Origin of the sequence: Photorhabdus stackebrandtii (assembly GCF_011189495.1) — a bacterium.
GTDB classification, from domain to species: domain Bacteria; phylum Pseudomonadota; class Gammaproteobacteria; order Enterobacterales; family Enterobacteriaceae; genus Photorhabdus; species Photorhabdus khanii.
Map to the genome: position 1 here is coordinate 93,312 of NZ_PUJV01000013.1, position 24,791 is coordinate 118,102.

At 41.2% G+C, this 24,791-nt stretch carries 19 protein-coding genes and 2 tRNA genes; 9 read left to right on the top strand and 12 right to left on the bottom strand.

Annotated elements, in window-relative coordinates; genetic code table 11:
• Nucleotides 1-7 precede the first annotated feature (7 nt).
• Nucleotides 8-2,299 carry a class 1a ribonucleoside-diphosphate reductase subunit alpha gene (gene nrdA, locus C5470_RS12835; protein WP_166289623.1) on the bottom strand — a complete coding sequence of 764 codons (2,292 nt, stop codon included), beginning with the start codon at nucleotides 2,297-2,299 and terminating at the stop codon, nucleotides 8-10.
• 367 nt (nucleotides 2,300-2,666) lie between these two features.
• Entirely contained in the window at nucleotides 2,667-3,389 is a 723-nt protein-coding gene (gene ubiG, locus C5470_RS12840; protein ID WP_166289626.1) for a bifunctional 2-polyprenyl-6-hydroxyphenol methylase/3-demethylubiquinol 3-O-methyltransferase UbiG, read from the bottom strand.
• 167 nt (nucleotides 3,390-3,556) lie between these two features.
• Between ubiG and gyrA the strand changes: the two genes are divergently transcribed.
• Entirely contained in the window at nucleotides 3,557-6,184 is a 2,628-nt protein-coding gene (gyrA, locus tag C5470_RS12845) for a DNA topoisomerase (ATP-hydrolyzing) subunit A (RefSeq protein WP_166289629.1), read from the top strand.
• A gap of 174 nt (nucleotides 6,185-6,358) precedes the next feature.
• Entirely contained in the window at nucleotides 6,359-9,193 is a 2,835-nt protein-coding gene (gene rcsC / locus C5470_RS12850; protein ID WP_166289632.1) for a two-component system sensor histidine kinase RcsC, read from the top strand.
• Between the two features lie 62 nt (nucleotides 9,194-9,255).
• Here rcsC and rcsB read toward each other — a convergent pair whose 3' ends face one another.
• Nucleotides 9,256-9,909 (bottom strand): response regulator transcription factor RcsB, encoded by a 654-nt coding sequence (gene rcsB / locus C5470_RS12855; RefSeq protein ID WP_166289635.1) that lies wholly within the window; start codon nucleotides 9,907-9,909, stop codon nucleotides 9,256-9,258.
• 4 nt (nucleotides 9,910-9,913) lie between these two features.
• Entirely contained in the window at nucleotides 9,914-12,604 is a 2,691-nt protein-coding gene (gene rcsD / locus C5470_RS12860; protein WP_166289638.1) for a phosphotransferase RcsD, read from the bottom strand.
• Between the two features lie 214 nt (nucleotides 12,605-12,818).
• On the opposite strand from rcsD, the gene C5470_RS12865 reads away from it, so the two are divergent.
• Nucleotides 12,819-12,906: transfer RNA gene (locus tag C5470_RS12865), tRNA-Ser, on the top strand.
• A gap of 198 nt (nucleotides 12,907-13,104) precedes the next feature.
• Here the strand turns inward: C5470_RS12865 and C5470_RS12870 are convergent.
• The 8 genes from C5470_RS12870 to C5470_RS12905 all read right to left on the bottom strand — a co-directional run bounded on the left by C5470_RS12870 (nucleotide 13,105) and on the right by C5470_RS12905 (nucleotide 19,206).
• Entirely contained in the window at nucleotides 13,105-13,731 is a 627-nt protein-coding gene (locus C5470_RS12870; RefSeq protein ID WP_166289641.1) for a LysE family translocator, read from the bottom strand.
• Nucleotides 13,732-13,883: 152 nt separating this feature from the next.
• Complete coding sequence (locus C5470_RS12875) at nucleotides 13,884-14,834, bottom strand: ornithine cyclodeaminase family protein (protein ID WP_166289644.1); 951 nt, start codon at nucleotides 14,832-14,834, stop codon at nucleotides 13,884-13,886.
• A 28-nt stretch (nucleotides 14,835-14,862) separates the two neighbouring features.
• On the bottom strand, nucleotides 14,863-15,405 hold the full coding sequence (locus tag C5470_RS12880) for a carboxymuconolactone decarboxylase family protein (RefSeq protein WP_036848182.1): 543 nt from the start codon (nucleotides 15,403-15,405) through the stop codon (nucleotides 14,863-14,865).
• 68 nt (nucleotides 15,406-15,473) lie between these two features.
• Nucleotides 15,474-16,052 (bottom strand): prephenate decarboxylase, encoded by a 579-nt coding sequence (locus C5470_RS12885; protein WP_166289647.1) that lies wholly within the window; start codon nucleotides 16,050-16,052, stop codon nucleotides 15,474-15,476.
• Between the two features lie 19 nt (nucleotides 16,053-16,071).
• Nucleotides 16,072-17,019 carry a branched-chain amino acid transaminase gene (locus C5470_RS12890; RefSeq protein WP_166289650.1) on the bottom strand — a complete coding sequence of 316 codons (948 nt, stop codon included), beginning with the start codon at nucleotides 17,017-17,019 and terminating at the stop codon, nucleotides 16,072-16,074.
• Entirely contained in the window at nucleotides 17,016-18,422 is a 1,407-nt protein-coding gene (locus tag C5470_RS12895) for a phenylacetate--CoA ligase family protein (protein WP_166289653.1), read from the bottom strand. Before C5470_RS12895 ends, C5470_RS12890 begins: the two co-directional genes overlap by 4 nt.
• 6 nt (nucleotides 18,423-18,428) lie before the next feature.
• Complete coding sequence (locus C5470_RS12900; RefSeq protein WP_166289656.1) at nucleotides 18,429-18,851, bottom strand: DUF2000 domain-containing protein; 423 nt, start codon at nucleotides 18,849-18,851, stop codon at nucleotides 18,429-18,431.
• Nucleotide 18,852: 1 nt separating this feature from the next.
• Nucleotides 18,853-19,206, bottom strand: coding sequence for a Dabb family protein (locus C5470_RS12905; RefSeq protein ID WP_166289660.1), 354 nt, complete (start codon nucleotides 19,204-19,206; stop codon nucleotides 18,853-18,855).
• A 566-nt stretch (nucleotides 19,207-19,772) separates the two neighbouring features.
• On the opposite strand from C5470_RS12905, the gene C5470_RS12910 reads away from it, so the two are divergent.
• From C5470_RS12910 to C5470_RS12935, 6 genes are all read left to right on the top strand, one after another.
• A tRNA-Thr gene (locus C5470_RS12910) sits at nucleotides 19,773-19,848 on the top strand.
• Nucleotides 19,849-21,061: 1,213 nt separating this feature from the next.
• The gene (locus C5470_RS12915) at nucleotides 21,062-21,481 is read left to right on the top strand and encodes an antiterminator Q family protein (protein WP_166289663.1); all 420 of its coding nucleotides are present in this window, start codon (nucleotides 21,062-21,064) and stop codon (nucleotides 21,479-21,481) included.
• A 315-nt stretch (nucleotides 21,482-21,796) separates the two neighbouring features.
• Nucleotides 21,797-22,342, top strand: a complete 546-nt coding sequence (locus C5470_RS12920; protein ID WP_242687975.1) for a phage neck terminator protein — start codon at nucleotides 21,797-21,799, stop codon at nucleotides 22,340-22,342.
• A gap of 3 nt (nucleotides 22,343-22,345) precedes the next feature.
• Complete coding sequence (locus C5470_RS12925) at nucleotides 22,346-23,815, top strand: DUF3383 domain-containing protein (RefSeq protein WP_207626984.1); 1,470 nt, start codon at nucleotides 22,346-22,348, stop codon at nucleotides 23,813-23,815.
• Nucleotides 23,816-23,824: 9 nt separating this feature from the next.
• Nucleotides 23,825-24,265 (top strand): DUF3277 family protein, encoded by a 441-nt coding sequence (locus C5470_RS12930; protein WP_036848161.1) that lies wholly within the window; start codon nucleotides 23,825-23,827, stop codon nucleotides 24,263-24,265.
• Between the two features lie 99 nt (nucleotides 24,266-24,364).
• Nucleotides 24,365-24,775, top strand: a complete 411-nt coding sequence (locus C5470_RS12935) for a phage tail assembly chaperone (RefSeq protein ID WP_166289669.1) — start codon at nucleotides 24,365-24,367, stop codon at nucleotides 24,773-24,775.
• Nucleotides 24,776-24,791 lie beyond the last annotated feature (16 nt).

Sequence of the window (24,791 nt, forward strand, 5' to 3'; positions counted from 1 at the left end):
CCTCAAATTAAATCTTACACGCGCCGCCTTCACAATCGGAATCAGCTGATTCCACGACTTCTTCCAGGTCACCCTGAACGTCTTCCGCACCATCACGTGTATTATGGTAATACAGTGTCTTCACACCATATTTGTAGGCGAGTAGCAAATCTTTCAGCAGCTGATTCATCGGCACTTTTCCACTAGGGAAACGTGTCGGATCATAGTTGGTATTGGCAGAGATCGACTGATCGATAAATTTCTGCATGATACCTACCAACTGCAAGTAGCCATCATTACCCGGCATTTGCCACAGGAGTTCATAAGCGCCTTTCAGACGTTCATACTCCGGTACAACCTGACGCAAAATGCCATCTTTTGATGCTTTGATGCTGATGTAACCACGAGGCGGTTCAATGCCGTTGGTGGCGTTAGAGATCTGTGAAGATGTCTCTGACGGCATCAAAGAGGATAATGTTGAATTACGCAGACCTTGTTGTTTGATATCACGGCGCAACGTTTCCCAATCATAGTGCAGTGGCTCATTGACCAATGTATCCAGCGTTTTTTTGTAGGTATCAATAGGCAGGATACCTTCAGAATAGGTGGTTTCTTTAAACCACGGGCAAGCGCCTTGCTCTTTCGCCAGCTCATTGGAAGCTTTCAACAGGTAATACTGGACAGCTTCAAATGTTTTGTGCGTCAGGTTGTTAGCGCTGCCATCTGAATAACGTACGCCATGTTTTGCCAGATAGTAAGCATAGTTGATGACACCAATACCTAAAGTACGGCGACCCATTGCCCCTTGTTTTGCGGCAATGATCGGGTAGTCCTGATAATCAAGCAGGGCGTCAAGCGCACGGACGGCCAGAGTTGCTAGTTCTTCCAGCTCATCAAGATTTTCAATCGCACCCAGGTTGAATGCGGACAGTGTACACAGCGCGATTTCGCCATTTTTATCATTGATATCATTCAATGGCTTGGTTGGCAGTGCAATTTCCAGACACAAATTTGACTGGCGTACAGGAGCGACTGATGGATCAAATGGGCTGTGCGTGTTGCAGTGGTCAACGTTCTGAATGTAGATACGTCCGGTGGAAGCACGTTCCTGCATCATTAGGGAGAAGAGATCAACCGCTTTCAGGCGTTGCTGACGGATATTGCTGTCCTGCTCATATTGAGTATACAGACGTTCAAATTTATCCTGATCCGCAAAGAATGCATCATATAATCCAGGGACGTCAGATGGGCTGAACAGGGTAATATCTTCACCTTTGATCAGGCGCTCATACATTAATTTGTTGAGCTGTACGCCGTAGTCCATATGACGGACACGATTGCCTTCAACGCCACGGTTATTTTTCAGCACCAGCAGGCTTTCAACTTCCAGGTGCCACAGTGGATAGAACAGCGTCGCGGCACCGCCACGGACACCCCCCTGCGAACAGGATTTTACGGCTGTCTGGAAATGCTTGTAGAACGGAATACAGCCGGTGTGGAAGGCTTCACCGTTACGAATTGGGCTGCCCAATGCACGAATACGACCCGCGTTGATGCCAATACCTGCGCGTTGGGAAACATATTTCACAATGGCGCTGGAAGTGGCATTAATGGAGTCCAGGCTATCATCACACTCAATCAATACGCAGGAGCTGAATTGACGGGTAGGGGTGCGCACACCTGCCATGATGGGCGTTGGTAAGGAAATTTTAAACGTGGAAGCTGCGTCGTAAAAACGACGGATATAGTCCAGCCGGGTTTCTTTCGGATAACCGGAGAACAGGCAGGCGGCTACCAGAATATAAAGGAACTGAGCACTCTCATAAATTTCACCGGTAACACGATTTTGAACCAGGTATTTACCTTCGAGCTGTTTGACCGCTGCGTAAGAGAAATTCATATCACGCCAGTGGTCAATAAACTCGTTCATTTGCTCGAATTCTTCTTTCGAGTAGTCTGCCAGCAAGTGTTTGTCATATTTGCCCATTTCCACCATACGGGATACGTGATCATACAGGGCTGGTGGCTCAAATTGACCGTAGGCTTTTTTACGCAGGTTGAAAATTGCCAGGCGGGCTGCCAGATACTGATAGTCTGGTGCATCACCGGAGATAAGGTCCGCGGCAGCTTTAATCATCGTCTCGTGGATATCTGAGGTTTTGATACTGTCGTAAAATTGGATTTGAGAACGCAGTTCTACTTGTGATACCGAGACATTTTTCAGACCGTCGGCTGCCCAGTTAATAACCCGGTGGATTTTCTCAAGGTCAATTCGTTCTTTGTGGCCATCACGCTTTGTTACTAGCAGACTATGGTTCATGGACAAGCATACCTTACATTTACTTTCAGACTTGCTCCCACCTGCTTTGTGTCTTTAACTCAGACCAAAACATAACCCCCTCAGTGGTGAAGAAACCAACGAGAGAGTAGTGGTAATGGAATGTTAAGGAACACAATATGTAGGGGGTACACTAAATAATGACAACAAGATAATGTTAAAAACAGCTTTTATCAAGTGCACAAAAATACGGATTCTTGTGGATAACTTGAGGACTAAATTTATTAAAAAGCCGGAAGCCTGCATCATTACTAGCGGTTGCTCCGACAGAAACACCGGTAAAAATGAGTAAAAAAATTCCTGAAAATAGGATTTATTTGCCGATTTATTAATCTGTCAGATGAATATGTCAGACATACTGGGTGTGTAATATATAATTGACGTCCACATTGTGACCGAGGGTAAATTTATCCGTTAGCGGGTTATAATGCAGGCCGATAATGTGCTGTTCTTGCAGTGGTGTTCTGTCAATCCAGCCGATTAATTCTGATGGGCGAATAAATTTCTTCGCATCATGGGTTCCTTTCGGTACCATTTTCAGAATATATTCCGCACCGATCACCGCCATAAGCCAGGCTTTCTTGTTGCGGTTAATGGTAGAGAAGAAGACGTGTCCACCGGGTTTGACTAACTGTGCGCAGGCATGGACAACCGATTGCGGGTCCGGTACATGCTCCAGCATTTCCATACAGGTGACGATATCATAAGCCTGTGGATATTTTTCTGCATGGCTTTCCACGGTTTCCTGTACATAAGTCACGGGGATGCCTGCTTCAAGGGCGTGCAGTCTGGCTACTTGAAGCGGCTCAGTACCCATATCAAGCCCGGTTACTTCCGCACCTTCACGGGCCATACTTTCCGACAAAATACCGCCGCCACAACCCACGTCTAAGATTTTCTTACCGAAAATGCCGCCGGAACGTTGCAAAATATAATTCAGGCGCAGTGGGTTAATCCGGTGCAGTGGCTGAAATTCACCGCCCAAATCCCACCAGCGGGAAGCAACCGCTTCAAATTTCTCGATTTCCTGTTGGTCAACATTGCTTGTTGTGGAGGGGGTTTTAACATTCATCAGCGGTTGTCGCTCCTTAAACTTGCTTTACAGGTGGATTTACTCCGTTTTAGTCATAGTATACATGGCTTAATTTTTAAATACCCGTATCTGATTTTTATAAAACTATTGATTTGTGGTATAGTTCTAAACCTTTGAATCCGGAATTATGAGGGATAGTGGGCTCCATGAGCGACATTGCCAGAGAAATCACACCGGTCAATATCGAAGAAGAGCTGAAGAGCTCGTATCTGGATTATGCGATGTCTGTTATTGTCGGGCGCGCACTACCAGATGTTCGAGATGGACTGAAGCCGGTACACCGTCGCGTACTTTTCGCAATGAGTGTACTGGGAAATGATTGGAATAAACCCTACAAGAAGTCTGCCCGTGTTGTCGGCGACGTCATCGGTAAATACCACCCACATGGGGACAGCGCGGTCTACGACACGATTGTTCGTATGGCGCAGCCGTTTTCCCTGCGCTATATGTTGGTCGATGGTCAGGGTAACTTTGGATCAGTCGATGGTGACTCAGCCGCGGCGATGCGTTACACCGAAGTGCGCATGGCGAAAATTGCCCATGAGCTGCTGGCGGATCTGGAAAAAGAGACTGTCGATTTTGTGCCGAACTATGATGGTACAGAGCAGATCCCGGAAGTTATGCCGACCAAAGTACCTAATCTGCTGATCAATGGTTCCTCCGGTATCGCAGTGGGTATGGCGACTAACATTCCTCCTCATAACTTATCCGAAGTTATTGATGGTTGTCTGGCTTATATTGAAGATGAAAACATCAGCATTGAAGGTCTGATGCAGTATATTCCAGGTCCGGATTTCCCGACAGCGGCCATCATTAATGGTCGTCGGGGTATTCAGGAAGCTTACCGGACTGGCCGCGGTAAAATTTATATCCGTGCCCGTGCTGAAATCGAAGTTGATGAGAAAAATGGCCGTGAAACTATCCTGGTTCACGAAATTCCTTATCAGGTTAACAAAGCCCGCCTGATTGAAAAAATTGCCGAGCTGGTGAAAGAAAAACGCATCGAAGGGATTAGTGCACTTCGTGACGAATCTGATAAAGACGGCATGCGTATTGTGATCGAAGTGAAACGTGATGCGGTGGGTGAAGTGGTTCTGAATAACCTCTATTCCCTGACTCAGCTTCAGGTTTCTTTTGGTATCAACATGGTGGCTCTGCATCAGGGGCAACCAAAGCTGCTGAATCTGAAAGACATTCTTTCCGCGTTCGTCAGCCACCGCCGCGAAGTAGTCACCCGTCGCACCGTTTTTGAATTACGTAAAGCCCGTGAGCGTGCCCATATTCTTGAAGCATTGGCGGTGGCGCTGGCGAATATCGATCCTATTATCGAACTGATTCGCCGTGCTCCGGCACCGGCCGAGGCAAAAGCCGCATTAATTGCTCAACCGTGGGAGTTAGGCAATGTTGCTTCTATGCTTGAACGTGCCGGTGATGATGCTGCTCGTCCTGAATGGCTGGAGCCGCAATATGGCGTGCATGAAGGTAAATATTATCTGACCGAGCAACAGGCACAGGCAATTCTGGATCTGCGTTTGCAAAAACTGACGGGTCTTGAGCATGAAAAATTGCTGGATGAATACCGTGAATTGCTGACATTAATCGGTGAATTAATGTTCATTCTGGAAAACCCGGAGCGCCTGATGGAGGTGATCCGTGAAGAGCTGTTGGCAGTCAAAGCGCAGTATAATGACGCCCGTCGTACTGAAATCACGGAGAACACCGCTGATATCAATATCGAAGATCTGATTAATCAGGAAGATGTTGTTGTCACATTGTCACATCAGGGGTATGTCAAATATCAGCCATTGTCTGACTATGAAGCGCAACGCCGTGGTGGTAAAGGGAAATCCGCAGCACGTATCAAAGAAGAAGATTTCATTGACAGGCTGCTGGTGGCGAATACTCACGATACGATCCTTTGCTTCTCCAGCCGTGGCCGCCTGTACTGGATGAAGGTTTATCAATTACCTGAGGCCAGCCGTGGTGCTCGCGGTCGTCCGATTGTGAACCTTTTGCCGCTGGAGCAAGATGAGCGAATTACTGCGATTCTGCCAGTGCGTGAATATGAAGAAGGGCTGTACGTCTTTATGGCTACGGCCAGCGGGACAGTGAAGAAAACGGCATTACAAGATTTCAGCCGTCCGCGCAGTGCCGGTATTCTTGCGGTTAATCTCAATGAAGGTGATGAGCTGATCGGCGTTGACCTGACTAACGGCAGTAACGAAGTTATGTTGTTCTCCGCTGAGGGTAAAGTTGTCCGCTTTGAAGAGGGCGCTGTTCGTTCAATGGGGCGTACAGCTACTGGTGTACGTGGTATCAAACTGAGCGGTGAAGACAAAGTTGTTTCCCTGATTATCCCGCGTGGAGAAGGGGAGATTCTGACTGTCACTGAAAATGGTTACGGTAAACGTACCGCTGAAAACGAGTATCCAATCAAATCCCGTGCAACTCAGGGGGTTATCTCAATTAAAGTCAGCGAGCGTAATGGTAATGTGGTCGGCGCAATTCAGGTTGATCCCACTGATCAGATTATGATGATTACCGATGCTGGTACATTGGTACGTACCAGGGTATCTGAGGTCAGCGTTGTTGGCCGGAATACTCAGGGTGTAACACTGATTCGTACCGCTGAGGATGAAAAAGTTGTCGGCTTGCAACGGGTTGCTGAACCTGAAGATGATGAAGATGAGCTGGTAGAAGAAGGGGAGGCGTTGGAAAACGATGATACCCATTCACCTGATGCTGGCAGCAGCGAGTCAACTGATCCGGTTTAAGTGAAGACATTTTTTCACTCAATTAAGAAAACAGGTACTTCGGTGCCTGTTTTTTTTAAGAAAGATTTTGATTAATATCGAAATATGCAACAGGTGATTCTTTGTGATCCTCGAACTCTGGTATATCCTGTCATTCATTACATTGAATGATGTTCGTTGTTATCAGGTAGCCTTTTGAGATATCTTTCTTCTTTTCGTACATCACTGAAAATATCCCGTTATCTTTTTCGGGTGCTTGGTTTTATGTTGTGGGCGTTGGGCGCCTTATTAACGGCTTTTTACCTGGTGAATATTTTTAATGAAGTAAAGTCTGATATCCGGCAAGAATACAATGCTAATTATGATTCCACACTCTCTTATGTGCGTCATACAGCAAGTGTTCTGCGGGATATTCAATATATGACAGAAAAGCATTTGCTCAATTCTAATGAAAAAATTGCTATTCTTGATTTTCCACATAATAACCCGGCGTTTTCTTATCATCCTCTGAATCAAAGCGCTGATTGTCATACCTTTCGTAAAAATACCCATAGTTATTTAAATTCGTTGAATAACTTGATCTTTTACTGGAAAGATAATCTTGCCGCTCCTCAGGGCTTGAATCAGATTTTTCTGGTGGGAACGAAAAGTATGTGTATGGTGAATTTTTCTATTCGTAATACCTCGACTGAACCTGATACATTGAAAAAAATAGTCTATGAAAACTCTCGCAGACTGATTAGCCTGAAAGATCAGGGTAAAGAACGAAATGTTTATTGGGTGATGCCTGGAGCAAGATCTGATAGCGGTCATCTCTATGTGTTGGCGCCGGTATATGTCAATGGTCAGATGGTTGCAATGATAGGCATTGAACAGTTCATCAGGCTAGATACTTTTATTCAGAGACAAGACCGCCCGATTTCAATAACCCTATTAAATCGCAGTAATCAACCTGTTTTGCACTATCCGGCAAATGATGAGTACAAACTTCATTATGCCGATTATCAGCTGGAATCACCTTATTTTGGTTATGATGATAATTTTACTGATTTATTGTTAAAACGTCGGCTAATGCCATCTTCATTCAGTATCATTTACGCGCTTCCACTGAAAAACATTTTCGAGGGTTTTAAACTACAGATTATTAGCAGTATTGTGCTTAATGTACTATCTGCTGTTGTCATTATTACTTTGGTGTATCTGTTTGAGCGCAAGATGTTTGTTCCGGCTGAAGAAAATGCCATTCGTCTGGAGGAGCATGAACAGTTTAATCATAAAATTGTCGCGTCAGCCCCGGTTGGGATCAGTATATTGCGGGTAAGTGATGGCAGTAATATTCTGAGCAATGAGTTGGCGCATAATTATTTGAGAATGCTGACTCATGAAGACCGGGAACGTATTATTCATATTATTTGTGACAGAACTAGCAGTTATGTTGATGTGGTAACCAGTAATCATCATCATTTGCAAATCAGTTTTGTGCATTCCCGCTACAGAAATGAAGAGGTGGCAATTTGCGTATTGGTTGATATCAGTGTCCGTGTACGGATGGAAAAATCATTACAGGAAATGGCATTGGCATCGGAACAGGCTAACTATTCTAAGTCCATGTTTTTGGCTACGGTCAGCCACGAATTGAGAACGCCTCTTTACGGTATTATTGGCAATCTGGAGTTATTACAGGCTCATTCATTGCCTGCTGAGTCTGTCCGTTTGTTATCAACGATGAGTAATTCTTCAGCTCTGTTGCTGAAAATTATCAGTGATATTCTCGATTTCTCAAAGATTGAATCTAAACAGCTCAAAATTGAATCCAGAGAATTTTCCTGTCAGGAAGTTATCTCTCATGTTATTTCTAACTATCTACCGTTGGTTGTGAAAAAGCCGTTGACCTTATATTGCTATATCGAACCGGATGTACCGGATTATATCCGCAATGATCCTGTTCGATTGCAACAGGTCATATCTAACTTGTTAAATAATGCGATTAAATTCACTGATACAGGGTGTGTGATTATCCATGTGACAGTTGATAGAGATTACTTGTACGTCAGAATAAAGGATACGGGAGTCGGCATTTCTGATAAGGCACTGATTCAGTTGTTTGATCCGTTTTTTCAAATAATGCCAAATACGGAAAGCTCATCTCAGGGAACGGGTCTTGGCCTGGCGATTTGTGAAAAATTGATCAACCTGATGGATGGTGATATTGAAGTGATTTCACAGCCACAAATAGGCAGTATGTTTTCTATCCGCTTACCTTTATACAACGCAAAATATAGGCCGAAAATTCAGTTAATGAATCAGTGCCAGCAAGAGCAAAAAGTTATCCTGGCTATACGTAATCTTTATCTTGAGGATTTTTTACAGCGTTTTCTGATTCATTATGGTTTACATATTGTTTTATATAGTGGTCAGAACACTGATGGCAGTGAAATTATTATCAGCGATTTCCCTGATGCTGTGGTTTCCCCTGTATATGCTTGTGTTGAGTTATCAACGGACTATATTGGCTCGCCGGAACAAATCAGAAAAAGCTATTGGCTACATAATACTTACCATTTGTATGATTTGCCCATATTGATTGAGAGGTTAATTTCACCGAGTAATAACGAGGTGTTGAATACCGTATCGCCTGTTTTACCGGCAAACACCCAGTTTAATACTATTATGGTTTTGGTGGTGGATGATCATCCTATCAACCGCCATTTATTGACTGACCAATTAAAATCTATTGGTTTTCAGACAGCGATGGCGAATGATGGATTAGATGCGCTGGAGTATTTGCAAAAAGGGCGTGTTGATATCATTCTGACGGACGTCAATATGCCTAATATGGATGGTTATGCGTTGACAACGCATTTACGGAATGCAGAGTGTGAACTGCCGATTATTGGTATTACGGCAAATGCACTTGCAGAAGAAAAGCAACGCTGTATTGATGCAGGAATGAATGACTGTTTGTCTAAGCCTGTTTCCCTGCTTACGCTTAGACAAATACTGGGCGGAGTCAGGAATATTGGCGCTTGAAATAATGCCCGGTACAAGTAGACGCCGGGCATCAGAATGACTTTCATATTAAAGGATCGTATTTACTGAATATGATCGTCCGTATTGATAGCGACAGAAGCAAGATAATTGAGTAGCGCAATATCGTTATTGACTCCCAGCTTTACCATTGCTGATTTTTTCTGACTGCTGATTGTTTTGACACTGCGATTGAGTTTTTTTGCAATGTCTGTCACCAGGAAGCCTTGGGCAAACAGGCGTATGACCTCACTCTCTTTTTGTGATAATGGTTTGTCGCTGTAGGGAGTTTCTGTCACTTTTTTCAACAGTTCGGAAACACTCTCTGGTATAAATCTTTCCCCTTGTTTCAGGGCGGTCAGTACATCAGGTAAATCTGTAGGTGCTCCTTGTTTTAAGACTATTCCTTCAATATCAAGTTCAAGTACAGCACTTAAAATTGCCGGATTATTGTTCATGGTTAGAACAATGATTGATAGCCTGGGATAATGGCGTTTGATGTATTTAATCAAATTGATCCCATCGCCATAGGTGTCGCCAGGCATGGATAAATCAGTGATCAGTACGTTTGCTTTAATACAGGACAGATTGTTGATCAATGTAGTTGAGTCTTCAGACTCGGCTACAACGTTGATCCAGTCAAGCCGTTCAAGTGATTTGCGGATGCCAAACAGAACAATTGGATGGTCATCAGCAATAATGACGTTAAGGTTATTCATCTTATTAGTTACCCTGTTGCAATAGCTGTTTGACGATGGCGTCAATGTGGCTAATGCTATTTTTAATCTCTATTTTGTTACTGTCTGTTATGCGTTGTTCCAGTGTTTCGCAAGAAAGTTTGAGGAATTCCAGGTCTAACATAGCAAAGACGCCTTTCAGGCGATGTGCTGTTTGCGAAAGTGATACCAAATCATATTGCTCTATATCAGTATACAGTTTATTAATATCTATCGGTACTGTCTCGATAAATAATTGTCGGTAATCGCTATCAGCCAGTTGTTTTTGATAACTATTTATAACATTGTCAAAATCGTAATCACTGTTTTTATCGTTAAATACTGACATTTCTGAATCGGCATCCAATTCGTTAAAACTGAAACTTCTCTCAATTAATAACGAAATGGCATTAATAACAGCTTCGCTTAGGTTGTAATTACACCGAATATAGTCAGATTTTATCTGCTCAAAGCCTGGCAGATTATCAACCAATAATATAGTCGATTTCGCTGAATTATACGGCTTATCTGTCAATATGATATCGTATTCTCTGTTCATATTTTCTTTCTTTTTATCAAAGTAAGCCGCGCCATAATGATTCAGGTGATTCTGTGTAATCTTACAGATTTCAGTATTGCTGATATCCAGTAAAGCAGTAATGTCTTCCAATAGCTGTGGGCATTGGTCTTGGTCGATTATCAAGGGCAGACTGATAGTGTAATGTGTACCAAGGCTGGGTTTGCTGTTTATAGTAAAATGACCATTTAATTTTTTACACAATTGATTACATAGATAAAAAGTCATTCCTGAATTAGATTGATATTTATCGCCGGTTGTTTTGATTAAAAATGGATAATTCAAATTAGTCAATTCTTTTGCATTAAGCCCGGAGCCTGTATCCATTACTTCGATTTGGATATGATTTTTGTATTCTTGAGAATAATTAACTATGAGTGATATTTTTCCATAAGATGTGATCGTGATTGCATAATTAACCAACATCAGGATGATTTTACTGATGATGAAGCCATCACCGATAAATAGAGATTCAGGATTAATATTACAATGATAGTAATAATTTAATCCCTTATTATTTATCTTTAGAAATACTTCTTTAAGAATATCTTCTAATATAGATGACAATGAAAACGACTTATTTTTTGCTTGCCAGTCACCTGATTCTAATTCATTGAGTAATGAGATATTTTCGATCCAATCGGATATATATGCGGATTTAGCTAATAAATTGTCAACGATACGATCACTTTTTTCTTCTATGAGTATTTGCTTTAGTTGGCAAGCGATGTTATTTAATTCCTTTATGGGTTGTTTTAACTCAGAACGAATGTTAGTTAGCATAAAACGCCGGGCTTGTACGCTCTTATCGTGTTCCAGATGAGCAAGTTGTAATCGTCTGTTAATTAATGCTTCCTGGTCTTTATCTTGCAGTAAAAACAGATAAGTCTCTGGCAACAGGTGGATGCTGTACACTTTAATTTCATAGACTGCATCGTCAATTGATGTCTGAATGACGCCATGATGCTGTTTCGCCATCATCTTGATTTTGTTTAAGTCTATATTAGGCAACAGATGATCGGCAATATTATTGCTCATAATTGTCTGATTTGTTGAGAAATCATAAATCAGTAAGCCAATCGGGATGTTGGAGATAATTTCGTGACTTAATGCATCCTTGATTTGTAGCTCGTGATTCATAAGTGCATTTGGGGCAATATATTTTCTACGAATGTAAATAAGACCACCCAAGGACAGGATAATAAAGATTGAATCAGCCAGTAATAGCCAGATGTTTCTGTATAATAAATCGATCAGTAAATCTTTGAGTGATATCCGATACAGTAGCTTGTATTGCGTACCATTGAGCGGTTGAGAAAATTCGAGCCAGAAGCCATTCTGTGAGATATTCACTTTATTAGTTTCATGGGGATTTTGTGTGTCGTTAGACAATAAGATGAAGTTTTTTGCCGCTATATCCATAGGAAGAAGATGACAGATAGGCAGATCAAAAGCGATAACTGTTGCCAGTTGCCCGGGTGAATTGAACGTTGCCCGGTAAGTATAGAAATAGATATTCTCGCCGCTGAGTTTGCGGATTGATGAAATATTTTCCCGTTCATCTAACGCTGTGGATTGCATCAGCATTTCTGAGCGTTTCGATTCGGCAGTCAGTGTTAGATAACTTTCTTTGAATCTTAATTCTGGCTTAAGAATAGAATAAGTTGTTATCAGAAACAGACTGTTATCTTTACCATTCAGGTAGTACATAGAGTTGTATTCATTGCGGGCACCCCACAAAATCTCCATATAATTGGAAAGGCGTTGCGCCAACTCTGCACTTGCAGCGCTATGGTGACCAAAGATAATGGTATCGACAGTTTGATAACGACTCTCAAGCCAGTAAACATCAGGTCGTAGCTTCATTGGCGAAACGGGTTCCTGTGGTTTAAAAGATGAGATATTGGCTTGTTCAAAGATAGCATTAGCGTGGTAACGATAATCTTCTATCTGTAATACTATTTTGGTTGAAACGCTATTCAGTGCATACTTTTTCCCCATCAGCCAGGCGTTGAAGTAGTTATAGCTGTATAGAAACAGGGAAACAAAAAGCAGGACAATGAACAAGCCATAGTAACGGTTTATGGTTGATGAATTAATAGAAGATTGTTTGTTATACATTCGTTGAGTAAAAGCCTTAATAATTGCTTGGCTGTGCTAGCGAGCTCGTTAAATTGGTGAATCTGATGATCCGATGTATTTATGCTAATTCTAGCAGGATCAGGGCAGAGAATGATATTGTCGATCGCGGATTGAGCAAACAGTAAAAAATCATAGAATTTTTGCGATAAAGACTAGACATATTATCATGCTATAGAGCATAATCCTGCGCCATGGAAGGATGGCCGAGCGGTCGAAGGCAGCGGTCTTGAAAACCGCCGATGGGAAACCATCCTAGAGTTCGAATCTCTATCCTTCCGCCAAATACTAACCCCATGCATTATTGTGCATGGGGTTTTTTATGGTGGCGTGTTACTCAGATGATAATTAATCCATTTTCATGACATAGGATTGATTGTGTCCACGATTTATTGATAAGAATAATTTGCAATAATAACATTTGCTGAGACAGATTCTTATTCAATAAAACCGTGGAAATAGACTGTGGAAAGAGTAAGAAATTAAACGTTTTGAACCAGCATTGCGACCGCAGCACCTAACATAATGACCGATGCGCCCCTATACATAAGCTGTTGCGCACGCTGGCTTGATAACAGATGCCGAATACTGAGGGCGCCGAAAATAAATACTGCTCCTACGGCGACTAAGACAAAAATAGTCAGTGGCACTAACATGAATCCCCAGATTTGCAGCGAGATAGATTCCATATTAATTACCAAAGGTAACAGCGCAAGATAGAAGGCAATGGTTTTAGGATTGCCTAATGTTATGGTTAGACCAGATAACCATGCCGCAGCCAGTGCTTTCTTATTAGTGGGTTGGCCTTCACCAATCGGTTGATGATCTGCAAACCAGAATTGCCATGCCAAATAACTCAAATACAATGCAGCGCCCCATTTCACAATAGCAAATAAAGTGTCAAAGTGGCTCGCAATAATGGACAAACCAAATATAGCAAAAGACAGATAAGTTAGATCGCCAATAACTAGGCCAAACAACATACTAAATGCAGTTAACGCGCCACCATTCACGCTTCTGGCAACTACGGCTGCCATACCAGGGCCTGGTATCGCGGCTGCAACAGCAAGTGCTGCTGTATAAGTGAGTATTTGTGACACTTCTAGCATATATTCCCTCTCAAAGATAACCCATCGAAATACTTAAACACAGAAATGTCACTTGCGTATGCAAGTGACAAGTAAGGATTTTAGTATAGAACGACAACCCCATTTTTCTAACATGGATTGCCTTAACTTTGACACATTTTTATCTAAAACAGTTAAGACATTTTTATTAGTTGTCGAATGACTTCCCGGGAAAATACCATATCTTGGACGGCCAAACCGACGGATTGGAATATAGTTACACCTTGCTCAGACAAATTGGCATGAAATTGAGAAACGGTACCAATTTCTATTCCAATCGCTGATTCGCTGAGAATGCCTTTCTCCCGTGCTTTAATGACAGATTGTGAGGCAGCCAGTACCGATTCGTTGGAATCAGTAAACAGGGCAGTATTGCTATACATATCTTCGTTCAGTTCCTGGAATCCCAGTGCCGAAGCGCCAATGGCATTGACATGGCATTTAGCCGGTAACTCTTTTCTACTGATTATAGGGTTTCGTGATGCTGTGGTTGTGCAAATAATGTCACTATTGAGCACCGCCTCAGCAGGTGAGGATTTGATCGAAATAGCAAGGTTGAGAGTTTTATCACACCATATGGCAAACTCACGGCATCTTTCCTCACTGCGACCCCATAGAGTGACTTCCTTAATAGGACGAACATATAGCATGGCTTGCAAATGTGCTCTTGCCTGTAGGCCAGTGCCAAGTATCGCCAACCGGCTGGCGTCTTTTGCAGCGAGAAGATGGGTTGCATAAGCAGAAGCGGCCGCGGTGCGAATTTCGGTAATAGCGCCAGCATCCACTACAGCTATACCTGAAACACCTGGCTCGTCGTAAACCAGCACACTACCAACGTGTGAAGGTTTACTACCATTACTTTGAAATCTTACTACCACTGACTTTAACCCAAACCCTTGATATGGCCCTTCCTTTATATAAATTGGCATGGTGCCCATTAAGCTGCCGTCTTCGCCTTTCACGATATTGCGTAAAGGTTGCTCTACTTTTCTTTCCGATTGCAATTTAAAGGCTATTTCGCTTAGTTTAAGACTAAGCTCCATCGTCAAATAACGTGCAACGGCTTCTTTATCGACATAAAGCATATTGATGCCTTTCAATATCAGTGATCAATTAAAGGTCGCCCAACTTGAAATTATCATCAATTTCAGTTCCGGCAATGCTATTGAGAATGGTAGACATATTCTTTTGAGAAACACCTAACACGACATCCAGCATATTCTGTTTACTGAAACCACGGCTTAAGAACAAATCAATGGCACTTCTTTTCAATTGTCCCCGGCAGTAAATAACGTCTACAGTGAATTCACGCAGCGCTAGTAATCGTGGGGAGAGATCATCTGTTTTTTCAATTAATGCTTTAACTGTTTTTTTATCTACACCATTATGAACGGCAATAAAAGCATGTGCCTGAACGGTATAGTCACAACCATTTTCTATTCCAGTGGTGATCCACACTACCGCTTTTTCTTCTTCATTCAGTGAGCTATCAATAAATAAGTCATGTGCGCGTTGATAAGCGGCTAATAATGAAGGAGATTCCGACATATAACCACTTTGGTTAGGTACCCAGCCAAAATCATCAATGGAACTCTGAAGTAATCTCTTGCTCTTTTCAGGTGTGGTAGTAATTGAGTGTAAAGTAAGTAAAGACATAATAATCTCCGTATATCGAAATTTTAAATAGATCTATATAGTTGCATATTTCAGAGCGATATTGGCTCTTATGCAGATGTAAATACTGACCAAAGCATTTTAATTGGTCGAATATGAGAAATAAACTTTAGTTTGTGTAATTTTGCTGCTACTTCCGTCGTTAGTGCGGCATCTACCTCTAAATTGGCGACCGCTTTAGCGGCTGAACTTGTTGAATCTTTAAAAATGATATCCGCTATTTTCAGGCTATCAGGCAGCAATTCTGGGATTAACGCCTTTGGTGCCGGATGGGTTGCAATGACTATGTTATCTTTAGTTAATTCGTCACGAATAGCTATACCATAATTTGGTGTGTAATTTAAAAATGCGGCGGACAAATTAAATCTATTGTCCATGTAAAACTCACTAATATTGTAATAAGCATTGGCTACCACCAATGCCTGGCAGTCTTTTAAAATAATCTGACTGCTGGCTTCTTCGTAAGTATTACATAGAACAACTTGGTAACTTTTGGCTACTTTGTTTTCAATTGCAAACTCACCAAAACGGATAGCCGATTGCTCACTACTTGTACCTGACGGGCCTAAAGTCGCTATATTTAAAACATCAAATATCTCTTTGTCGAAACTAAAAAAAACACACTCCATGGTGTCTCCTGGATTTACACTAATAAACCGGACTTAACCAATGTGAAAACTCACCGATTCTGCCTCTCACTATTTCTTGATAATCTTTAGCGATAATATTGGCTATGGAATCTTCCTTTTGAATATATGATATATCGTCTATTTGCGAAACAATTGATATTTCAATGCCAGTACCTGTTAAGAAACAGGCATCTGCTTCATAGAGATCCTTTTGTTGCACTTCTGACTCGATACAGGGAATATTGTGAAATTTACAAATATCGAAAACAGATTGTCTGGTTATTCCATTAAGAATGCCAGAATCAAGCGATGGTGTAATAACACAATTATCTTTAACAATAAAAACGTTTGATGTACTTGCTTCTGCACACATGCCTTGTTCATTCAGCATAATCGCATCATCAAATCCATGTTCTTTGGCATCTTCGTAAGCAAGTGCAGAATTAACATAGGTGCCGGTAATTTTGGCAGAAGAGGGAATGGCTGCATTCGATACACGCCGCCATTTTGAAATAAGACACTTGGAAGCCGTTTTTTTAGCGTAAGCGCCCATAGGCAACATATTAATACAGAGGGTTGAGTCTACACCACTTAGCTTAACGCCAAATTTTTCACCAGGCATTAATGATTTTTTAAGCGCCAATGGTCTTATATAAATGTCTTGTTTAAATCCGTTTTTAATAATGATATTTTTGGTAATATCGGTCAATTCATGACTGGTGTAAGGTAATTCAATTTTCAGTGTTTTTGCCGATTGAATTAACCGTTCATAGTGCTCATGTACTCTAAATAAATTGAGTTGGTTGTTATCCTGATCCCAATAAGCTCGTATCCCTTCGAATATACCGGTGCCGTAATTTAAAGCCTGGGTACTGGCGAGAAAGGTTGCGCTGCTAAAGTTAATATATTCTCCGTCTAGAAATACGATCCAATCTTTATGAACCGGACTAACGATATTGGTTGTCATTTAGCTGCCCTCTTTTTCATGATTTCTAAAGCTGAATTTCGCTCAATATTGTTGTTATCATCTCTCAGGTCATGGATCCGTGCGGCTTTCCAGCTGACCATTGCCGCCGTGCCAATCAACCCGCCAACATCTCCGACATGCACATCGACCTTCATATTGAATTTGGATTCCATTTTTTTCTTTATTTTGCTAATGAGTGAAGCATCATTTAATTCATCGCTTGGTTCTAACGTTATTTTCAGTTCGTCTGTACCCGATATATTGTTGATTTCAATAAAGTATTCAAAGCAATATTCAAGCTCTTCAAATACTGCGTTTTCAATGTCAAAAGCGTACACATTGGTATTGTTCAACACTAATACATCTTTTACTCTGCCGATAGGCTCGATTTCCCAGCGATTTAAGCCTATTGCTTTGCATCGAACCATATCCCCTGTTTTATATCGAATCAGTGGCTTATTCCCTTTATATAAATGTGTGATCACTAATTCGCCGGCAACGTGGTTATCACCAACATTTAATTTTCGATGAGTAAAAGGACAAATCAGCTCATAGTAATTATTGAATGGAATAGTAATAAGCTTATTAGTATCGTTGCAAGCCGCTAAAATTGAGGTTTCTTGCGATGCATACATGCAGTTGTAAATTTTAGCTCCCCAGTTGCGGGATAAGTTTCTTAATCTGTTTGGCGTAATAAGTTCGCCAAGTACTAAAATGACTTCGATACCTAATTTCTGTGGATTACATCCATTGTCCCGACAATATTTTAGCAACTCAGCAGCGACCGCAGGGGTACAAACTAAAGCGGTTATTTTAAGATCTTGTATCAGCCTTAGCACTCTGTGCATACCGACAACAGGCGAACGAGGCCACATTTTGATGACGGTATGTCCTAAACTGCGAAATACATCTTCAAATGTATCGCCGGTGGAGTGTAATTCCGTTGGCCCCATGACGCCAATAATATGTTGTTTACCTTCCTGATTAAAAATAGACTCATATTGCAGTGTCAGAAAGCTATTATTCACTAAAGAATCTATTTCATTACGGGGGCAAGGTGTTGAAGGCCCGGTTGTACCTGTTGTTTCATAATATATCCAGGCGTTACTCAGGCTATCTGATGATATTGTGTTCCCTGCTTTACTTAAATCTGACTTTGTTGTAAAGGGAAGTTTCTCAATGAGTGAAGATAAGGTGTTATCGTCATTATTCGAATTTATTGCATTTAGACGCTCATTATAGAATGATGATCCATTTTTTGCATAATTGATAATTTCATTCAACTTTTCATATTGTATTTTTTCCAATGCGGATACATCTGTCTCTCCAGACATATATTGCTTTAGTTCAGCCAGGTATTTCAGCCCTAATTCATGAAGATCATTTCTAAAAATAGAATACATAATGTGTTACCTGTAAAGTGGTAAGTTGCCAGTGAGTTTATTGATATCTTTCTTTGGTCCAACTATGCCAATACCAGATAACTTCAATTCATCCGAATGTTCAGCAGATAATTTCCCTTCATATTCCTCATATGTTCTGCATGATTGAGCCAAACAAGAGAAAGGGCTCAACTTAAAATTATCATCAGATTTTAATTTATGATGAATAGCATCCAGAACATCATGGCTTGCTTTCAAAATAGGCAGCGGTGTTTTGACAACACCGGGATAACAAATACTGTCTTTACTAAAAACATCGTGCCCGACGATTCCATTAATATTTTTACCGATTGAAACACTAATGACACTTACGGCATTCATTGCCAAACCAAGTGGCAGGCTATCAGCAATAACGACTACGCTTTTATGCAGACTTTCGTCAAACTCCATACTACTTTCCTATTAATTGAGCAAAATTGATTAATTTATTTTTGTCGATAATAATATCCGAAACGGTCCATGTACTGATTTCTTTCCATAGCACTACGCCTTTTACATGATCCGGATGATTTATATATATATTCAGGTCTTCGTAACTTTCAAAGTAACCAATTAAACTAAAATCAACCGATTGCTTTCTGTCTACCGTACTGCGACCACAAAACCATCCTTTAATTTCACCTATCTCATTGATATGATTTAAAGTCACTTTCTCTGCTAATATAGCTTTTTCACTATCCCAGTTTATTCCATCCTTGAAGGTAAAAAAAACTTGATGTGCAATTAAGTTATTTTTGCCTGGCATAATCTACCTCATAATTAATAATTTGAGTTATAATAACATGTAGAAATGATCTAATTTATACCTAATCCTAGCGCATACCTGATTTAGTTTTTTTGACTTGCGTCTAATTTAAATAGCATATTGCATTTATAGCAGTCAACTATTTCCGGATGGTAATAAATGAAAGGTCAGTGGAAGAATTGCTGTTTTGTTGCCTTTTTTGAGTATTTGTTTTTTAACATGCTAACAAACCTTCATATAATTTGGGAACTTTGAATGTCCTGTCTTCCATTGCTGTCAGACAATAAGGCTGCTTTATGACCAGTGGCTATCTTTTGATAGGTGACAAATTGTTATGAAGCATTTCTTTGTTATTTCTGATTTGTCAGAAGTGACGTGTTTCTTGATGCTAAAGATGCAGGGTAGCACCTGGCATCAGGGCGTGTCTTTGGATAGTGGTATGTTGTTGAATATACTACTAATGATAGAGTTTTGGCTATGTTTTTAAATAATCTATTATTTATGCTTGATTATTTATATCAGGTTGTAATATACTGCGCACGCTTTCGGGGCAGCCCCCGGAATACGCCGGCTTAGCTCAGTTGGTAGAGCAACTGACTTGTAATCAGTAGGTCACCAGTTCGACTCCGGTAGCCGGCACCAAATCAAATGAGAAGCCGCCATTCTTTAGAGGATGGCGGCTTTTTTCATGGCCGTCGTATAGAAATACTGTTTATATATCCAGAAAGACCCGACGTTTTTCGTTATAATTTCTTGCAAAATGGGTACCTGTAAAAAATTAACTGTTCATCAGATTGAAACAGTTAAACCAAAAATAAAAGAAATGCAAACTTTCAGGTGATACGGGTTTATTTATGCTTGTCAAAGTTAACAGAGAAAAATATTAGTGTTTGTGATGTCAGTCTTTCAGGCGTAAGAAAATGTTTGCTATGGCGTGTAATTATCTATTAGTCTGATGAACATCAGGAAAAAAAGAGATGAGGCATGATAGAGATAGCGGAAGGTATTGATATTGTAAAAACGTATTAGATAAAAGTAGCTTTAGACTAGAAAAATATTTTCTACAAACTGTCTATTGAATAGTATGAGTTAAAAAATTCGTTGGTCAAAGAAGGATATATTTGACAGCGTTAAAACTTTTCGCATGGATATTTACCTGATAATTGGTAATTTGCCGTTGGCAACATTACCCTTATTTATGCCTTAAATGCTTTGTTTAATTTGGTTAAGATATTTGAAACACTGTTGGTTAGATCCCGTATTTACGCTGGTTTATTGTTTATTACCATACCAACAGTATGATTTCTGTATCCTTGATTTCGGTGTGTAAATCCGCATTTCACGACCGATGTTAAAGCTGATCCAGAATATTTTTTACACTTTAATATCTATGAGATAAAAAATCTGTGCTATTTTTTATTTAATACATTTTTTATCTTATAATAAGAGGGGCTGGTATGTTGTTTTAAAATTTTCGAGAAACAATAAAGAGCATTCATGTTATTTTGGGTTATGAGTGTTTTCAAAGAAGGTATATTGGAGGATCAAGAGAAGCTTATAAATTTAAATGATAAATATTTAAATGAGGAAGGGAAGTATCGTGTAACTATCTGGGTTAACAACGATATTATGAGTTTTTCTCTAAAGTTAAGCCTGGTCCGAATAGGGGTTGTTTGGTATTTTTATTTAATAGACTTAGTAAGAAGATGTATTTAAACGATGTAGTTAAGCAACAGAGAAACACAGAAATAGAGAATGAGAAATTTGTTATAATATCGAATGCATGGATGCATGAGACCATTCCGAAAATAATTTTTACTACTATTTGTTACTAAAAGTTAAAAGGTCAAAATGTATGCGTAATATTCAACAAGTTTTAGAGCGTTGGGGCGGTTGGGTTGATGATGACACAGGTGTCAATTGGCCACCAATCGCTGCTGGATTTAAAGGTCTGATTACGTCAACTCGTCCATTGCGTCCTTCCTGCTGTGATAATGACGGCTTGATCATTGATGCTTGTATAGCAAAGCTACAAACGGTAGATAAGTCTGAAGAAATTGAAGTTTTATTTATGTACTACGCGTTAGGGCTTTCCAAACGGTCCATAGCGCGTTTAATTGAAGTCTCGGATATTGAAGTGCGTTCCCGGTTACAAAAGGGAGAAAGTTTTGTTCAGGGATGTTTGGCTATGCTCGATATTAAGTTAGAAATGGATGATGAAATACGAGAGCACAAAAAGCTTACGCGTACGCAAAAAGCTATGGTAGTGTACTAATCAGTTAAAGTTGCGAATAAGCGCTAAAGCTAATAAGCCCCGATATCTTTATCGGGGCTTATTTCATTTGGTTCTTGCAGCATTTGCTATTACGTACCGATAGAAGTGAAAATTTGAATAATAATTGTAGAGGTCGCACTTTGTTGCGGCCTTTTTCGTATTTGCCACCGCGAATTGCTCACGCTTATTTCTTTATTTTTGCGGTCGGTATCCCTGTTAAATCAATCATAACCTGCTACTGGGAACGAAGCCTGCATTGCGCTTGGTTTACCCAGGCACATGGTGAGTTATTGCTGTTTGATGGAGGTGTTTTTGATGAGCAACGGTAGTGATAAAGCGGGTTGGTTAACATCTGTCACTCCTGGGCCTGAGTACGATGAGGAACTGGAGCACACACTGAGTTGCTGGGTGAGTGGTGTTTCTGGTTTGCCTGACGATAAAGTGCGCTCCCGCTGGACATCCGTACAATCGCCACCGTTACCGGCGGATGATGACGGGTGTGATTTTGGCATTACGGGCTTTATTTCAGATGTTACGCCTGCTTTTGAGAACCAGACCGAAGAAAGTACTGAATTATGGCGTCATGAAGAAATCGAATGCCTGGTTTCATTTTATGGCCCGAATTGCCAGCGATACGGCACCTGTTTTCGTGATGGGCTGGCGGTCAGTCAGAACAATGACGAATTGAGTCGTTTCGGCCTCTCAGTAGATAAATCCGGCCAGTTGATTGCTTTACCTGAGCTTATCAATAACCAGTGGGTGCGTCGTTATGACATGACGATCACCTTGCGGCGAAAAGTAGTGCGTGAATACGGTGTTAAATCACTGGTGGAAGCGCCTGTCAAATTCTTTGGAGATTAAATTATGCAGGGTTTACCTGTTTCAAACATTATCAATGTCACGTTGAATATGGCGCCTCATGCGGCCCAGTCCCGGAACTTTGGTGCGTTACTGATCATCGGCGCAAGCAACGTGATCAACACTCACGAGCGTTTACGTCTGTATTCTGATATCGATGGTGTCGGTACTGATTTTGGACTGACTTCACCTGAGTATCAGGCCGCAGCGCTTTATTACTCCCAGTCACCACGCCCGGTTGATTTATATATTGGTCGATGGGCTAAAGACAACGTTATTTCCTCTTTGCAGAGTGCAATATTGAACAAGCAACAGCAAACGATCAGTAAGTTTACTGCTGTGACGGATGGTTCTTTTAAGTTAATGATTAATGGTAAAGAGGTGATATGCAGCGGCATTGATTTGAGTAAAGAGACGAATCTTAATGGCGTTGCCCAACGGGTAGAGGATAAGTTGAAAGATTGTTCAGTCACTTATGACATGGCATCTTCACGTTTCACCATCGTACCGCATTCTTCGGGCACTATGGATTATATCTTACCGGCAACGACCGGAACTTATATTGGCGAATTGTTAAAACTGGATGAAGTCTCTGGCGCTATGGTTACTGAACCGACGAAAGCAGAAACGATTGCTGAGGCGGTGGCGACACTGGGAGCGCTATCCAGTGGTTGGTACGGGTTGGTTATTGCTGATGACACTCTGACAGATAAAGATATTTTGTCTGTTGCCGACTACATCGAATCCGCGTCTGTTTCTCGTATCTATGGGCATACAGTACAGAAAACAGACGTATTGGATGCAGACGTTGCTACCGATATCGGATCACAACTGAAAGGCGGAAATTATCAGCGCACGCTCTGGCAATATTCATCTGGTAAACCGTATACCGTCGCTTCTCTGATGGGGCGGATGTTTACCGTGAATTTCAATGGCAATAACACCACTATTACCCTGAAATTCAAACAGGAACCTGCTGTTACTGCGGAAAGCCTGACAGCAACCCAAGCTAACGCCTTGAAGAAGAAAAACGGCAACGTTTTTGTTAAATACAACAACGACACGGCCATTATTCAGGAAGGTGTCATGGCAAACGGCGATTTTATTGATGAACGCCATGGTCTGGATTGGTTACAGAACTACGTTCAGAACAATCTTTATAACTTACTTTACACCAGCACCAGCAAGATCCCACAGACTGATGAAGGTGTCACGCGTTTGATTACCAATGTTGAACAGTCACTTGATCAAGCGGTGACCAATGGATTGATCGCTCATGGTGTATGGGGCGGCGATCCCATTGGTGCGTTGAATAGTGGTGCAACGTTGACGAAAGGTTATTACGTTTACGCACCACCAATCGCGACACAAGCGCAGGCCGATAGGGAAGCCCGAAAAGCACCGGTTATCCAGTGTGCTATCAAATTAGCAGGGGCTGTTCACTACGCTGATGTCATTATTAATGTAAACAGATAAGGGTTGAAAATGGCTACATATTCTTTTCTTGATGTCTCCGCGTCTATTACCGGAGTCGGTGGTTCTTTTGATCTTGGCAACGGCGCAGCTCTCTCTGATGAGGGTATCACCGTCACGATGTCAGAAAGTAAAAACACCATGACCACAGGCGCAGACGGTGAAGTGATGCATTCATTGCATGCGACCAAATCTGGCACCATCACCGTTAACTTACTTAAAACCAGCCCGGTAAACGCCAAACTGAACGCGATGTTGAGTACACAATCGCTTTCATCGGCAGCATGGGGTAATAACGTCATTGTTATTCGCAATAAACAAAGTAACGACACAGCTGTTGCCCGTTCTGTCGCATTTCAGAAGCAGCCGGATTTGCAGAATGCTAAAGCCGGCAATACCGTTGCCTGGATATTTGATTGCGGAAAAATCGACATCATGTTAGGCACATTCTAACGAATTAACTTCATAGACGCTGAAATAACGCTCAAGCCAGCATTGGATTTATATTTCGGTGGCTTGAGCGATTTTGCGGATAAGTTTTAAGGGGTGATCATGGAATTTGAAATTGACGGCAAAAAGTATCGTGGTGGCAAACTGAACGCTTTTCAGCAACAGGATCTGGCAGTGGCTTTGGCGCCAGCCATTCCGGCACTTGGACCGCTCATGAAAAAGCTTGTTACAGCCAACAATGATGAAAGAGAGACCAGCTTTGAAGAATTGCTGCCTTATTTGGTTGAATCAATCAATGCGCTGGGAAAATCCAACCGATATGAAATTAATGACATTTGCTTATCAGTGGTTTCCCGTGAACAGAATGGTATCTGGAGCAAAATTTATGAATCTAATGGTCAGGTATTGATGTTCGATGACATCAATGGCTTAGAGTTATTGAAAATTGTGGGGTTTATTATCAGAGACTCACTGGGAAATTTTTTTCCCGCCCCATTAGAGAGCGCAGTGTAATCCCGGGACAATCCAG